The sequence below is a fragment of the Leifsonia sp. Ger2509 genome (assembly GCF_055231915.1).
Window position 1 is genome coordinate 2,639,690 of sequence record NZ_JBUYVB010000003.1, and the last position, 13,695, is coordinate 2,653,384.

At 69.0% G+C, this 13,695-nt stretch carries 13 protein-coding genes; 5 read left to right on the forward strand and 8 right to left on the reverse strand.

What is annotated here, in order from left to right:
- Nucleotides 1-26 precede the first annotated feature (26 nt).
- Nucleotides 27-782, forward strand: coding sequence for a hypothetical protein (locus ACV7NN_RS13005; protein ID WP_463349995.1), 756 nt, complete (start codon nucleotides 27-29; stop codon nucleotides 780-782).
- Nucleotides 783-803: 21 nt separating this feature from the next.
- Here the strand turns inward: ACV7NN_RS13005 and ACV7NN_RS13010 are convergent, their stop codons facing one another.
- The 6 genes from ACV7NN_RS13010 to ACV7NN_RS13035 all read right to left on the reverse strand — a co-directional run bounded on the left by ACV7NN_RS13010 (nucleotide 804) and on the right by ACV7NN_RS13035 (nucleotide 6,055).
- Nucleotides 804-1,208 (reverse strand): hypothetical protein, encoded by a 405-nt coding sequence (locus ACV7NN_RS13010; protein WP_463349996.1) that lies wholly within the window; start codon nucleotides 1,206-1,208, stop codon nucleotides 804-806.
- Nucleotides 1,205-1,783 carry a signal peptidase I gene (locus ACV7NN_RS13015; protein ID WP_463349997.1) on the reverse strand — a complete coding sequence of 193 codons (579 nt, stop codon included), beginning with the start codon at nucleotides 1,781-1,783 and terminating at the stop codon, nucleotides 1,205-1,207. Before ACV7NN_RS13015 ends, ACV7NN_RS13010 begins: the two co-directional genes overlap by 4 nt.
- 44 nt (nucleotides 1,784-1,827) lie before the next feature.
- The gene (locus ACV7NN_RS13020; RefSeq protein WP_463349998.1) at nucleotides 1,828-2,241 is read right to left on the reverse strand and encodes a hypothetical protein; all 414 of its coding nucleotides are present in this window, start codon (nucleotides 2,239-2,241) and stop codon (nucleotides 1,828-1,830) included.
- 596 nt (nucleotides 2,242-2,837) lie between these two features.
- Nucleotides 2,838-3,908 (reverse strand): threonine aldolase family protein, encoded by a 1,071-nt coding sequence (locus tag ACV7NN_RS13025; RefSeq protein ID WP_463349999.1) that lies wholly within the window; start codon nucleotides 3,906-3,908, stop codon nucleotides 2,838-2,840.
- A gap of 28 nt (nucleotides 3,909-3,936) precedes the next feature.
- On the reverse strand, nucleotides 3,937-4,611 hold the full coding sequence (locus ACV7NN_RS13030; RefSeq protein WP_463350000.1) for an SDR family NAD(P)-dependent oxidoreductase: 675 nt from the start codon (nucleotides 4,609-4,611) through the stop codon (nucleotides 3,937-3,939).
- A gap of 7 nt (nucleotides 4,612-4,618) precedes the next feature.
- Nucleotides 4,619-6,055 (reverse strand): DUF6421 family protein, encoded by a 1,437-nt coding sequence (locus tag ACV7NN_RS13035; protein WP_463350001.1) that lies wholly within the window; start codon nucleotides 6,053-6,055, stop codon nucleotides 4,619-4,621.
- A 298-nt stretch (nucleotides 6,056-6,353) separates the two neighbouring features.
- Here ACV7NN_RS13035 and ACV7NN_RS13040 point away from each other — a divergent pair, with 298 nt between their 5' ends.
- Together ACV7NN_RS13040 and ACV7NN_RS13045 are read left to right on the forward strand one after the other, a co-directional pair.
- Entirely contained in the window at nucleotides 6,354-7,118 is a 765-nt protein-coding gene (locus ACV7NN_RS13040; protein WP_463350002.1) for a DNA alkylation repair protein, read from the forward strand.
- A 66-nt stretch (nucleotides 7,119-7,184) separates the two neighbouring features.
- A complete protein-coding gene (locus ACV7NN_RS13045) occupies nucleotides 7,185-8,084 on the forward strand; it encodes an SDR family NAD(P)-dependent oxidoreductase (protein ID WP_463350003.1) in 900 nt (299 codons plus the stop codon).
- Nucleotides 8,085-8,407: 323 nt separating this feature from the next.
- On the opposite strand, the gene ACV7NN_RS13050 is transcribed toward ACV7NN_RS13045, so the two are convergent.
- Both ACV7NN_RS13050 and ACV7NN_RS13055 read right to left on the reverse strand, forming a co-directional pair.
- The gene (locus ACV7NN_RS13050) at nucleotides 8,408-9,223 is read right to left on the reverse strand and encodes an alpha/beta fold hydrolase (protein WP_463350004.1); all 816 of its coding nucleotides are present in this window, start codon (nucleotides 9,221-9,223) and stop codon (nucleotides 8,408-8,410) included.
- A 33-nt stretch (nucleotides 9,224-9,256) separates the two neighbouring features.
- Nucleotides 9,257-10,102, reverse strand: a complete 846-nt coding sequence (locus tag ACV7NN_RS13055; protein ID WP_463350005.1) for an exodeoxyribonuclease III — start codon at nucleotides 10,100-10,102, stop codon at nucleotides 9,257-9,259.
- A 43-nt stretch (nucleotides 10,103-10,145) separates the two neighbouring features.
- Between ACV7NN_RS13055 and pyrE the strand changes: the two genes are divergently transcribed.
- Both pyrE and ACV7NN_RS13065 read left to right on the forward strand, forming a co-directional pair.
- On the forward strand, nucleotides 10,146-10,694 hold the full coding sequence (pyrE, locus tag ACV7NN_RS13060) for an orotate phosphoribosyltransferase (protein WP_463350006.1): 549 nt from the start codon (nucleotides 10,146-10,148) through the stop codon (nucleotides 10,692-10,694).
- On the forward strand, nucleotides 10,694-13,624 hold the full coding sequence (locus ACV7NN_RS13065) for a hypothetical protein (protein ID WP_463350007.1): 2,931 nt from the start codon (nucleotides 10,694-10,696) through the stop codon (nucleotides 13,622-13,624). Before pyrE ends, ACV7NN_RS13065 begins: the two co-directional genes overlap by 1 nt.
- Nucleotides 13,625-13,695 lie beyond the last annotated feature (71 nt).

The following is a 13,695-nucleotide window of genomic DNA, read 5'->3' on the forward strand; positions in this document are numbered from 1 at the left end:
ATGTCCCGTTCGATGGCGGAGGCCCCATGTCCGATATTCCTCCCGGTGGTCCCGGCCCTGCGCCGAAGAAGCCGCTCTGGCGGCGGACCTGGTTCATCGTCACCGCGATCATCGTCGCGATCCTGATCGTCGCCGGTATCAGCACGGCGGCGGCAGAGGTCGCCACGATCCAAGCCCAGCAGACGACGACCACGCAGACGCCCCCGCCGCCCGAGCCGGCCCTCCCCTCCGTCGAACCGTCCGAGCAGCCGTCGGAGGCGCCCTCGAGCGGGCCGACGGCCGAACCGACGCCAGAGCCGACCACGATCCCGACGCTCGCCCCCACTCCCGAGCCGACTCTCGAGCCGACGCCGGAGCCGACTCTCGAGCCGACTCTCGAGCCGACCCCCGAGCCCACCCCGGAGCCGACCGTCGAGCCGACCCCGCCACCAACTGAACCGCCCGCGGTGAACCCCACGCGTTTCAAGGCGACCGCGGGCAAGCAGCTGAACGACGTCGAGAAGAGCCTCAACGCGATGTCCGCAGCGATGACGGAGTTCAACAACCCGCTCGTCGTCGCGAACTCCGTCAGGCTCGCCCTGAACGCCAAACACCTCAAGGGTCTCGAGGCGCCCGAGAACATCGCGGAGGAGTGGGATGCCGCGAACGAGGCGCTGACGGCCCTGGTCGCAGAGATGAAAGCGAGCGTGAAGGCCGAGGACTATCCGGCCCTCACGAGCCAGGTCGAGGCCGGTCACGCGCAGGTCGCCGCGATGCGCGACATCGTCTCCCGCGCCGAGTGACGCCGGGGGGCAGCCCCGAGGTCACCCCGCCCAGTTCGTCACGATCCCGCGACCACCGATGGTGAGCGCGATTCCGCTGACCTGGGTGAGGCGCACCGTCGCGTTGAGCGCGACGGTCGTCGTCGCGCCTGTGCCCGTGGTCGTGGTGGTGGCCGTCGCGAGCACGACACCACCCGCACCGTAGGCGGTCAGCTGCATCGACTGACTGCGGCAGGCGGCCGGAACGTTCGAGATGAGCAGCGTCGACGTGCGGTTGGCGGACACATTCGTCGACGACACGGTCAACGTCGCGATCGTGCAGTCGGACGAACCCGCGAACGATGTGAGGGTGCGCGCCTGCACCTTCAGCGCGGCTGCGCTGGAGATCGACAGGGTCACCATGGCCAGGATCGCGATGCCGAACGCGAGGATGCGCACGATTCTCACGAGACGCCCACCTCCTGTGGGTCGTCGACTGCCGCTTCCTGGTCGGTGGAAGCGGCAGCCGACGACGTATTCACTGCTGAGCGGCGGCGCCCGCGTGCGAGTTCGCGGGTCGGCCACACCAGCAGGGCGGCGGCCATCAGAAGGAAGGATGACCACACGAGCGGTGCTCGCAGGAGCGAGCCGATGGAGGGGATGTGGAAGAGAGCGACTCCGAGGATGTCGTGGTCGGTCGGCTGCCAGGGATCCTTGTAGCTGTTGTTGTCGCCTTGCATCACCCATCCGCCCGCGCTTCCCGCGGCGACGATGCGGTGGATGACCTGGGCGCGCGTCTCGATCCCGGGCGGCTGGTAGATGACGATGTCACCGACAGCAGGGGCGCCGCAGCGCGCGATCACCAGGTCGCCGGTGTGATACGACGGCTCCATCGAGTGACCGGAGACGACGGTCATGGTGGTGCACCCGCCGAGGCTGGTAGGCCAGACGAGTATGGCGAGGATGACGAGAAGTGCGGATCCGAGACCTATCCGCACTACCCGCCAGACCCTCGTGTGACCGGTCGTGGATTCGGGTTCCATGACGGCACAGATGGCGGCGACGCATCAGGAGCGTCGCCGGCCACCTAGTTGTAGATGACCACCGCGGTGCCGACGACGGCGGTCGCGGCGATCGTGCCCGCTACGGGGATCGTCACGGTTCCGGCTGCCGCAGTTCCGGTGACCTCGACGAGGGATGCGCTGGACGCACCCTGCAGGGTCACGTTGATGGACTTTCCTGCGCAGGCCGCGTCGATGGCGCCGAGTTTGACGCTGGTGACCGTGTAGCCCGGCGCGGAGGCCGAGTACGCCGTCGTGAAGCCGACCGTGATCGGGGTGGCGGCGGGCTGGCAGGCTGCGACGACGCTGGTGCCTGCGGCGATGGAACCGCCGGACAGGTTGAGGCTGGCAGCGCTCGAGATGGTGAGCCCGACGATTCCGGCGACGCCCAGGGCGACGGCGGCTGCTTTGAGGCTCGTGGATTTGCGGATCTTCGGCATTTCGGGTGTTCCTGTTCCATTCGGGGCTGCAGATGGTCGGGTTGGAACGTGAGTCTCGGGGGTTCGGGTCCCCGGTCCACGCGCTAATACGTGAGTGAAACTCGGTTGCAGCAGTGCGAGCCTAGCCAGCGAGGGCGCCGTGTGGGTCAAAATGAGGACACGATCTGTACCCCAGTGGGAGGGGCAGCCACGCTCCATTTCGGGGGGTTGCCATCGACTGATTTTCACATGCTGACCGGTATTTTCGCGGGGCTGTAAGCGTCACGCCCCGACAGGATGGGCGACCCGGGCGGTCACCTGCGGCGGTCTCCGGGTGCGTCAGCTCGACCGGACCGTCCGACACGATGAGTGTCGCCGTTAATCAACGATGACGGGGTGTGCGGGTCCTAGGGAGACCCACACATCCCGTCATGCGTTCGGGGTATCGCCGGCGGATTATTCGGGTTCCGCGGCGACTCTTGAACTCTATCGAAAATATGACCCGTGTGGGTCAAAATGAGGACACGATTTGTACCCCACTACGAGTGTCACGATGACCCTCTTTCGGGGCAGATTTCGAAACCTTCGTAGGGATTCGAACGAATCCCTGCAAGAAATCAGGCGTGCAGCTCGAACTTCAGAGCAGCGACGAACGCATCGATGTCCGCCTCGGTGGTGTCGAACGAGCACATCCACCGGACCTCGTTGCGCGCCGCATCCCAATCGTAGAAACGGAAGTGGCCTCGGAGCCGGTCAGCGACACCCGCGGGCAGCGTCGCGAAGACCGCGTTGGCCTGGGTGGCCTGGCTGAACCCGACTCCGGCGATCTCGCCGTTGGCGACACCGTCTTCGAGCGCCGTGCGGAGTCGCGCCGCCATCGCATTCGCATGCGACGCGGAGCGCAGCCAGAGCTCGTCGGTGAGCAGGGCGATGAGCTGCGCCGAGATGAAGCGCATCTTCGACGCGAGTTGCATGTTGAGCTTGCGGAGGTAGATGAGCCCCTCGGACGCCTCCGGGTTGAGCACGACGACGGCCTCGCCGTAGAGCATGCCGTTCTTCGTTCCGCCGAAGCTCAGCACATCGACACCGGCGTCACGGGTGAAGGCGCGTAGCGGAAGGCCGAGCGTGGCGGCTGCGTTCGAGATGCGCGCGCCGTCCATGTGGAGCTTCATGCCGACGCCGTGGACGTGATCGGCGATGGCCCTGATCTCCTCGACGGTGTACGCAGTGCCCAGCTCGGTGGTCTGGGTGATCGAGACGACCAGCGGCTGCGCGCGGTGCTCGTCGCCCCACCCCCACGCCTCGCGGTCGATCAGCTCGGGGGTCAGCTTGCCGTCGGGTGTCTCGATCGGGAGCAGCTTGATTCCGGCCACCCGCTCGGGCGCGCCCGCCTCGTCGGTGTTGATGTGCGCGGTCTTGGCGCACACGACCGCGCCCCACCGCGGGATCATCGACTGCAGCCCGACGACGTTCGCACCGGTTCCGTTGAAGACCGGGAAGACCTGCACGCCGGCGCCGAAGTGGTGCTCGAACACCTCGTGGAGGCGGGCGGTGTAGACGTCTTCGCCGTACGCGATCTGGTGCCCTTCGTTGGCGGCCGCGATCGCGTCGAGGATTTCGGGGTGCACACCGGCGTAATTGTCGGACGCGAATCCGCGCAGGTTCAGGTCATGGAGTTGCAGAGTCACTCGTCTATCCTCGCGTATGTTCGCCGGCTCAGGGCGTCACGGTGTCCGGGGCGGTGAGCAACTGCCGCACCCCGTTGATTGTGGAGGGATCGGCATCCCACAGGTCCACCACGCGCTTCGCGAGCATCCCCTCGAGCCCGGCGAGCGCCTTGACCACGAAGATCGCCGCAGCCGCGTTGGGCGCCTCCTTGCGGAAGCCCTGCGCCACCGCGCGGGTCCACGCATCCCCGGCGGCTTTGGCGGCCGCATAGTTCGCGCCCCCGGCGAGCGGATGCTCGACAGCGGTCGCCGAGACGATCGCCAGCCGGCCCGCCGGTGACGCCACGAGGTCGTCGTAGAACACCCGGGTTGTATTGCGCAGAGTCGTGAAGGCGCGCTCGAGGAACTCCCAGTCGTCGTCGGTCTGCCCGGCGATCCCGCCGCCGCCGCGCCAGCCGCCGACTAGGTGCACCAACCCGTCGATCCGCCCGACCTTCAGGTGGATGCGCATCGCGAGCTCCGCGACAGCAGACCGGTCGGCGAGATCGCAGACCCGGGTGTCGACACCGGCAACGGCCTGTTCGAGCCGTTCCAGTGCATCCTCACGGGTCCCGACGGCGAGCACGTGCGCGCCGGCGGCGACCAGCGCGGATGCGACGGCTTCGCCGCTCGCGCTGGTCGCCCCGGCAATCAGAACGGTACGACCGCTCACTCCTGACGCCATCGGGTCCTCAGTCGTCGCCGCGGATCCCGGCCGTCGACTCGATCACGCCCAGCATCTTCTTGCTGAGCGCCTCGTAGAACATCGACAGCGGGAACTCGTCGTCCAGCACCTGGTCGGTGTAGCCCTTCGGGGGACCGGCGAGCACCTCGTCCGAGAGACCCCGCGCCCAGTTCGACGCCGGGTTGGGTGTCACGGTCTCGGTGAGCATCTCGTACGCCGCGAGCCAGTGCGCGACCTTCGGGCGGTCGATCGATCGCCAATAGAGGTCGTTGATGCGGTCGCTCAGCGCGACCACGACCTCCGGAACGGCCTCCCAGTCGATGGTGAGCTGGGTGTCGGTCCAGTGCAGCACGTGGTGCTGGTGCATCCACGCGAACAGAAGCTGGCCGCCCAGTCCGTCGTAGTTGCGCACGCGGCTGCCGGTGATGGCGAAACGGAAGATCCGGTCGAAGATGATCGCGTACTGCACGAGGTGGGCGTGGTCGCGGATCTGGCGTTGCGCATCCGTCAGCGTCGCCTCCGGAAGCGCCGAGAGCTCGCGCTCCAGCTTCACCGACTCCCGGAAGGCCGTCAGGTCGCACCGCAGTTCTTCGAGCGAATAGAGGAAGAACGGCATCCGCTGCTTGATCATGAACGGGTCGAACGGCAGGTCGCCGCGCATGTGGCTGCGGTCGTGGATGAGATCCCACATCACGAAGGTCTCCTCCGTGAGCGCCTGGTCGTCGAGCATCCGCGCCGCATCGAGAGGCAGGTCGAGCTTCGTGATCCCGGCGGCCGCGCGAACGACGCGCCGGTAGCGCGCCGCCTCGCGATCCTGGAAGATCGCGCCCCACGTGAACGTCGGGATCTCGCGCATCGCCACCGTCTCCGGGAAAAGCACCGCGGAGTTCGTGTCATAGCCGGGCGTGAAATCGACGAACCGGATGGGGACGAACAGCTTGTTGCCGTATTCCCCGGCCTCGAGGTCGGCGATGAAGTCGGGCCAGATGACCTCGACGAGCACGGCTTCGACCAGGCGGTCGGTGCTGCCGTTCTGCGTGTACATCGGGAAGACCACGAGATGGCCGAGGCCGTCGGTGCGGTGCTGCTGCGGCTGGAAGGCGTTGAGCGAGTCGAGGAAGTCAGGGACCCCGAGGCCTTCATCCGCCCAGTGCCGGAAGTCGACGACGAGCGCGTCCAGGTAGGCGCGGTCGTGCGGGAACAGGGGGGCGAGCTCGGCGATCGCCTCGACGATGGTGGTCACGTGGCTCTTCGCCGCGTCCTTGTCGCCCTCCTCGGGAACCGAGCCGTCCTTGACCTGGAGCGGCTGCAGCGCGACGGCCGCGGCCTTGAGCCGGTGCCAGGCGGGATGCGCTGCCACGTCGCGGGCCCCGCGTGCGTCCTCGACGACCTCGGGCTCTCCGACAATTGCTTCCGCTTCGAACTGGGATACGGACTGTGACATGGCGAACCTCCCGTCGCGTGGTCGAGCCGCGGGCGCGGCGATGCTTCGGATGCTTCTGTCGAGCATCCGTTTCGAGCCTAGCCGCGCGGGTCGAGCGTTTTCTTGACCACATTGGCGATAAGTTGCGCCCGCGACCGATCCCGCGCAGGTTTCCGCCGGACTGGCGGCCGCGAGTGGTGACCTGTGCACCCAACACGCCGGGCGGAGGAGTGCAGAGCTCACAACTCGGGTCTGATGGACGGGGGCGGAGGATCGGGACGGAGGACGGGGACGGAGGACGGGGACGTAGGCTCGGCACATGACCACAGCGGCAGAGGTGATGGCTGCGCTCGACGAGGTCGCCGACGCCGATGACGCCGTCTTCCTGCAGCGGTTTTTCAAGACGGGACCGGGCCAGTACGGCGAAGGCGATGTCTTCATCGGGGTCCGGGTGCCCGCGACGCGCGCCGTCGCGAAGCGTTTCGCCGACCTGCCCCTCGCCGAGATCGGGGCGCTGCTCGACAGCGCGGTCCATGAACATCGGCTCGCCGGGCTGATCATCCTGAACCGGCTCTTCGAGCGCGCGAGTCGCGCGAAGACCCGCGACGACGAGCTGCGCGTGCGCCTCGTCGACTTCTACGTGGATGCCGTCCGTCGCGGCCGCGTCAACAACTGGGACCTCGTCGACGGGTCCGCCGAGTTCGTCCTCGGCGAATACCTGGTGGATCGCCCGCGCGACCTTCTGTTCGACCTCGCGGAGAGCGAGGTGCTGTGGGAGCGGAGGGTCGCCGTGCTGTCGACGTTCGCGTTCATCAAGCGCGGGGACCCGTCCACGACGCTCGATCTTGCGGAGGAACTGCTGGGTGACCGGGAGGACCTGATGCAGAAAGCGGTCGGCTGGATGCTGCGCGAGACCGGCAAGCGCGTCTCGCCGGCGATTCTCCGCGCCTTCCTCGACGAACACGCCGCGCGCATGCCGCGCACCATGCTCAGCTACGCCACCGAGCACCTGACGCCGGCCGAGCGGGCCGCGTACCGCGCCGCGCGCCCCGAGCGCTCCGCCACCCCGTCGAGTCGGCAGTAACTCCCCTTCCGGGGCCGTTTTTCGGTCGGTTGGTGACCACTCAGCGGCAGCGGCCACAATAGGGGGATGACCAGAACGGTGCGGGGCGCCCGAATCCTCATCACCGGCGCTGCCTCCGGCATGGGCCGGCTGTACGCCGAACGAGCCGTGCGCGAAGGCGCTCGCGCCGTCGTGCTCTGGGATCGGGATGCGGATGCGCTTGACCGCGTCGCAACCGACCTGCGCGCCATCGTCATCGCCGACCGCGAGGAGGCGCCGTGGGGCGCGCCCGGGCGCTCGCCCAGTTCGGCTGCGGGGCGCCCGGTGACGAGCATCCACCCGTACGTGGTCGACATCGGCGAGCTGGGCGCGATCGCCCAGAACGCCCAAGCGGTACGCAAAGAGGTCGGCACGATCGACGTACTCATCAACAACGCCGGCATCGTGCGCGGCAAATACTTCTGGGAGCACGACAACGGCGACGACACGCGCCCGACGATGCAGGTCAACGCCCTCGCGCCGATGTACATCACGCGCGAATTCCTGCCCGGGATGATCGAGAGCCTCCGCGAGGCGCGCATCGTGAACATCGCGTCGGCGGCCGGTACGATCGCGAATCCGCGGATGAGTGTCTACGCAGCATCGAAGTGGGCGATGATCGGGTGGAGCGACTCGCTCCGGCTCGAACTGAAGCAGCAGGGTTTCGGGCACGTCAAGGTGACGACGGTGGCGCCGAGCTACATCTCGACCGGGATGTTCGAGGGCGCACGTGGCCCGCTGATGACTCCCGTCATGGAACCGGCCTACGTGGTCGACCGGGTGTGGCGGGCGATGCTCGCGGGCCGGCCGATGCTCATGCTCCCGTGGACCGTGGGTCTCGCCAAGGCGATGAAGGGCGTGCTGCCGACGCGCGCGTGGGATGCAGTGGCCGACCGCGTCTTCGGCGTCTACACGACGATGGAGCACTTCACCGGCCGCTCCTCGTAGCCGCGGGAGCTGCGGGCGCCCGGGCTCTGCGCGGGCGCCCAGCTTCTGCGCGAGCGCCCGGGTTCTGCGCGAGCCCAGGTTCTGCGCGGGCGCCCAGGTTCTGCGCCAGCGCCCAGGTTCTGCACCCGCGCCCACGTTCTGCGCGAGCGCCCACGTTCGAACGTGTGCGCTCGTGCACAAGGTGTGCGGCTGCGCCGCTCCGCTCCTCGCCCGAACGCGCGCCGAGGCCTCGCGGCACGAGAACATCCTCAGCCGCACTTGTTTCGTCCGAGCACACTAGTTCTACTCAGTGCGGCGAGACAAAACTAGTGCGGCGAGCGCGCTCAGAGGTTGTTGCGGTCGATCCAGGCGCGGAGGACGGCCCCGAACTCGTCCGGATGCTCGACGCTCGGCAGGTGCGCCGTGTCGCTGAAGATGTACCCCTCAGCCGTCGGGATGCTGTCGAGTAGGTACGCCTGCTGCGCCAGCGCCGCCGAGAGGTCGAACTCGCCCACCGTCACCAGCGCGGGCACCTCGATGTCGACGACGCGGTCGAAGGCGGGCGGCTCGAGCGGGATGGCGACCGGCGCTTCCCCGGCGTGTCCGACGTTCGGCTGGTTCAGCTCGTAGGCGACCTCGACGAACCGGGGATCGAGGTCCTCGTTGTTGCGGGTGGGGCCGATCGTCCACAGTTCCACCGTCCGCCGGGACAGCAGCTCCCAGTCTCCCGCCCTGTACGCCTCGTCGCAGCGGTCGAAGAGCGCATCCTCGGTGTCCGTGAGCTCGGTCTCGGGGAACCCGCTCGGCCCCGAGCCGATCGTCACCAGCCCGGTCACCCGCTCCGGGGTCTCGAGGGTGAGATCAATGGCGATGCGGCCGCCGCGCGAGCATCCGATGACCAGCGCCTTCTCGACTCCGAGGTGCTCGAGCAGGTCGCGCGCATCCTGCCTGTCGGAGAACTCGACGTTCTGCGTGGTCGTGCGACCGAATCCGCGGGTGTCGAAGCGCACCACGAAATGGTCGCGCGCCAGTTCGTCGACGAGCGGATCCCACATCCGCAGCGTCGCGACGCCGGCGTGGATGAGCAGTACGGCCGGCGACGAGATGTGCCCGGCCGTCTCGTAGTACAGGGATGCGCCCGGAACCTCGAGAGTCGGCATGCTTCGAGCCTAGCGAGCGCCGGGCATCCGGCGTCAGCCGAAGATCATCGGGCGATCGTCGTCGTCGTCCTGCGGCTCGAGGTCGAGGTCGACCACGACCGGCACGTGGTCGCTCGGCGCCTGGCCCTTGCGTTCGTTGCGGTGGATGCTCGCCCCGGTTACGAGGTCGGCGAACGGCTTCGACCCCAGGATGAAGTCGATGCGGAGCCCCTCGTTGCGCGGGAACCGGAGCTGCTTGTAGTCCCAGTACGTGAAGCCCTCGGGCACGAGGGGACGCACCACGTCCGTCAGCCCGATCGTCTCGAAGGTGTTGAACGCACTGCGTTCGGGCGGCGAGACGTGGGTGGAGACGCCGGGGATGACGCTCGGGTCGGCGTTGTCGGAGTCGAGCGGGGCGATGTTCCAGTCGCCCATCAGCGCGAGCGGCTGGTCGGGCTTCTCGGCCAGCCAGCGTTGCGTGTCGGCAGCGAGCGTCGCCAGCCAGTCGAGCTTGTACACGTAGTGCGGGTCGTCGAGCGCGCGGCCGTTCGGCACGTACAGGCTCCAGAGGCGGATGCCCGCCACGGTCACGCCCAGCGCGCGGGCCTCCCTGGGCAGGTCGGCACCCTCCTCGCCCTTCGAAAACCCGGGCATGTCGGGGAAGCCGACCTCGACGTCCTCCATCGGCAGGCGGCTTGCGAACGCCACCCCGTTCCACTGGTTGTGACCCTCGATGACGAGCTCGTAGCCGGCCTCCTCGAAGGCCTCGACGGGGAACTGCTCGGGCTTGCATTTGATCTCCTGCAGCGCGAGGACGTCGATGTCCTCCCGCACCAGCCAGTCCACGGTGCGCACAAAACGTGCACGGATCGAGTTCACATTCCAGGTAGCGACGCGCATGACCCGATGCTATCGATTACCCCCGACCTCTAGAATCGAGGACGTGACCGACGCACGACAGCAGCTCATCGACTACATCTCAGCCGACGCCGTCTTCCACGGCGACTTCACGCTCACCAGCGGCAAGAAGGCGACCTACTACATCGATCTGCGCAAGGTGAGCCTCGACCACCGTGTCGCGCCTCTCATCGGGCAGGTCATGATCGATCTCATCGCGGGCATCCCCGACGTCTCTGCGGTCGGCGGGATGACGATGGGCGCCGACCCGATCGCGGCGGCGATCCTGCACCAAGGGGCGGCGCGCGGGCTCGCCTACGATGCGTTCGTCGTGCGCAAGGAGCCGAAGGACCACGGTCGCGGAAAGCAGGTCGAGGGCCCGGAGCTGGCCGGCAAGCGCGTCATCGTCCTCGAGGACACGTCCACGACCGGCGGTTCCCCGTTGAAGGCCATCGAGGCGCTCGAGAAAATCGGCGCGATCATCGCCGGTGTGGCTGTGGTCGTCGATAGGAACACCGGCGCACGCGAGGTCATCGAATCGGCCGGCTATCCCTACTACGCGGCGATCGGGCTCGCGGACCTGGGGCTCGAATAGTGGTCGACCCGCGCGACCGGGACGGGGCCGACGACCCAGAGGTCGGCGGTGCCGCTGACGGAAGCGCGCCGAAGGACGGGTCGGATGCGGGCGCGGATGCGGAGGCGCCCGGTGCGGATGCGCAGGGCTCGACAGAACCGGATGCGAATGAACCTGGTTTCGGCAGCTCCGACTGGTTCTATCACCAGTTGAGCGGCGGCCGACGCCGGGCGCCCCAGCCCGATGCGGCCGACGCCGCGCTGAGCCCCACCGAGCCAGTCGAACCAGCCGCGCCGAGCCCGACCGAGCCTGTCGAACCGGCAGCGCCGAGCCCGACCGAGCCCGTGGCACCGGTACCGCCGCTCATGCCCCCCGTGCCCGCGCCAGCCGCCGAGCCGGCCGCAAGCCCCGAGGCACCTGGTACGCCGATCGCTGAGCCCGCGGTCCCATCATTCGACCCGCAATTCCCCGACATCACGGCGCCGTTCACGCCGCCAGAACCGGCCCCCGTGCCGGATGAGACCTCGGGACAGTGGAGCATCCTCGACGTTCCGGTGACCGCAGCGGAGCCGCCAGAACCGGTCTCCCCAGCGGAGCCGAAACCGCAGACCGGCCCTATCTTCGAACCGGGCGCGCCCTTCGTGTGGGGGCTGAAGCCCGGGGTCGGCAGCGACCCGCTCGTCGAGCCCTCTCCCGAAGCGTCGGCCTCCCAGCCGGTCAGCGGGCCGGACTCGCAGGAGGCTCCCGACCTGCCCGAGCCGGTCCTGCGCGAGCCAGTCCTCCCCGCGCCGGTCGTGCCAGTGCCGGTCGTGCCGGTGTCTTCCGGGCCAGACCCTTCCGAGCCGGTGTCTTCCGAGACCGTGCCTTCCGGGCCGGTGCCTTCCGAGACCGTGCCTTCCGAGACCGTGCCTTCCGAGACCGTGCCTTCCGAGACCGTGCCTTCCGAGACCGTGCCTCTCGAGCCTGAGACCACCCTGCCCGAGCCGATCCTTCCCGTGCCAGCGGCCGGGGTGCCGGTGACCGGGTCGATCGTTCCGCCCGTCGGGCCAGCGGACGAGGCAATGCCCCCAACGGTGGCCTTCGAGCCGCCGCCGTCCGTCGCGTCACCCGCTGCCACGCAGCCCGAACCCGGCCCAACGCCGGAGCCCGCCGAGAGTGAACCGCCCGCGTCCTGGTCGCCGGCGCCGCTCGTGCCGCCCGCGTTCATCGCCGCAGCGGCGCTGCCCGAGGAGCCGGCCGCACCTACTCAGCCCCCGTACGCCGCCCAACCGGCAACGCCGGCCGATGGGCTCTCGAGCGACGAGGACGACGAGGACGGCGATGGCCATGGGCTCGCGGCGCTCCTCGGATTGTTCGAAGAGGATGAGGAGACCGCGTCGACGGAACTCCCGGCAGGTACTGAAGCCCCGACAGCAGCCCAGCCCTTCGGTGCCGTCCCGGCAACAGAACCCACAGCAGCCGCTCTGTCCGATTCTCAGCCGGACCAGCCGGAGGCTCCGGCGTTCTTCGAGCCGGCACCGCTGGTCCCGCCGACCTTCGAGCCGGCACCGCTGGTCCCGCCGCCCTTCGAGCCGCCGACGGTTCCGGTCGCCACGCCGCTCGTGCCGGACGCGACCGCGCCGCTCACAACTCCGATCGCGCCCCTCGGCGCGCCCGAGCCGCCTGCAGCGTCGCCGCCGGCAGCGTCGCCGCACGAGTCTCCTGCGGTCCCGCCGGTCGAGGGGCCGCGCTTCCCGAACGTTCCGGGCGTCGTGCCGCCGCCACCCATCGGCGCGACTGGTGCCATCCCTCCGGTCGGGGCCACCGGCGCCATCCCTCCCATCGGCGCGACTGGCGCCATCCCTCCGGTCGGAGCCACCGGCTCCATCCCTCCGGCCGGCGCGACCGGCACCATCCCTCCGTTCGGCGCGACAGGCGCCGTCGCCCCGGTCGGCGCGGCCGCCGCAGCCGCGTCTTTCGAGACGGATGAGGACGCCGAGGGAATCGACGACCTCGCCGGAACTCCCTCTGACGAGGCCGCGGCGCGCGCTGCGGCAGCGGACACCTCGACCGTCCTCATGGACGCGGCCGCCATCGAGGCCGCCCTGTCCGATGCCGATCCGCAGACGGACGAGCCGACGCAGGAGCAGGCCGATCAGGCGGCCGAGCGGGCCACCCTGCTGATGGGTGGCATCCCGTCTCCCGCGACCCAGGCGCTCGACGCGGAGAGCCTGGCCGAAGCGTCGGCACCCACCGTAGCGATGGCCCCTGCATCCGCTGCCGCTGCTGCTGCCGCCGCGGGCCCCGATGACGTGCTCCCGACGTCGCGCCGGTCGCGCGACGGAGGCGCAGGCGACGGCACGCCGCCGGGCTCGCCGAACCGTACCAACCGCACCCTGTTCTGGGTCGCGGGCGGCATTCTCGCGCTGCTCATCCTGATCGCGTTGTTCGTGTTCGGGACTCGGCTGCCAAGCATGTTCGCCGCGGGAACGCCGTCGCCATCGGCGTCGGCCCCGGCCACCGCCAAGACCACCCCGAGTGCTGCACCCAAGCCCACAGTCGTCCCGAAACCCGCGGGCGCGCAGCCGGCGGGCGAGCACAAGTGGTCGACCCTGGGTGGTGGCGAATGCATCCAGCCGTTCACCACGCCGTGGGCGGAGACGTTCGTGGTCGTCGACTGCGGAACACCGCACGCCGCACAGATGGTGTACACCAACCTGTTCTCAGCCGATCCGGCGGCGCCCTACCCGGGAGCAACCGTCCTGGCGAACCAGATCAACGTGCTGTGCACCAAGCCTGGCATCGTGAACCTACAGGCGGCCAGCGCGTTTCCGGACCTCCAGCTGCAGGGCACCTACCCGGCCACAGAGCAGCAGTGGAAGGACGGCCTGCGCTCGTACTACTGCTTCGCGAGCCGCTCGGCCGGTCAGCCGATCACCGGCTCGGTCGCTGGACCGGGCCCCCAGGGCTGAGCCGGCATCAGCGTGGCCGAGCACAGGGTTTTTCATCCCATTCCCGCCGAATAGCGTGCTTTTTCCTGTGC

Excerpts from the sequence above, each read along its gene's own strand:
- ACV7NN_RS13005 (WP_463349995.1), top strand. The coding sequence starts at position 27 with ATGTCCGATATTCCTCCCGGTGGTCCCGGCCCTGCGCCGAAGAAGCCG.
- ACV7NN_RS13015 (WP_463349997.1), bottom strand. The coding sequence starts at position 1,783 with ATGGAACCCGAATCCACGACCGGTCACACGAGGGTCTGGCGGGTAGTG.
- ACV7NN_RS13020 (WP_463349998.1), bottom strand. The coding sequence starts at position 2,241 with ATGCCGAAGATCCGCAAATCCACGAGCCTCAAAGCAGCCGCCGTCGCC.
- ACV7NN_RS13030 (WP_463350000.1), bottom strand. The coding sequence starts at position 4,611 with ATGGCGTCAGGAGTGAGCGGTCGTACCGTTCTGATTGCCGGGGCGACC.
- ACV7NN_RS13035 (WP_463350001.1), bottom strand. The coding sequence starts at position 6,055 with ATGTCACAGTCCGTATCCCAGTTCGAAGCGGAAGCAATTGTCGGAGAG.
- ACV7NN_RS13040 (WP_463350002.1), top strand. The coding sequence starts at position 6,354 with ATGACCACAGCGGCAGAGGTGATGGCTGCGCTCGACGAGGTCGCCGAC.
- ACV7NN_RS13045 (WP_463350003.1), top strand. The coding sequence starts at position 7,185 with ATGACCAGAACGGTGCGGGGCGCCCGAATCCTCATCACCGGCGCTGCC.
- ACV7NN_RS13050 (WP_463350004.1), bottom strand. The coding sequence starts at position 9,223 with ATGCCGACTCTCGAGGTTCCGGGCGCATCCCTGTACTACGAGACGGCC.
- ACV7NN_RS13055 (WP_463350005.1), bottom strand. The coding sequence starts at position 10,102 with ATGCGCGTCGCTACCTGGAATGTGAACTCGATCCGTGCACGTTTTGTG.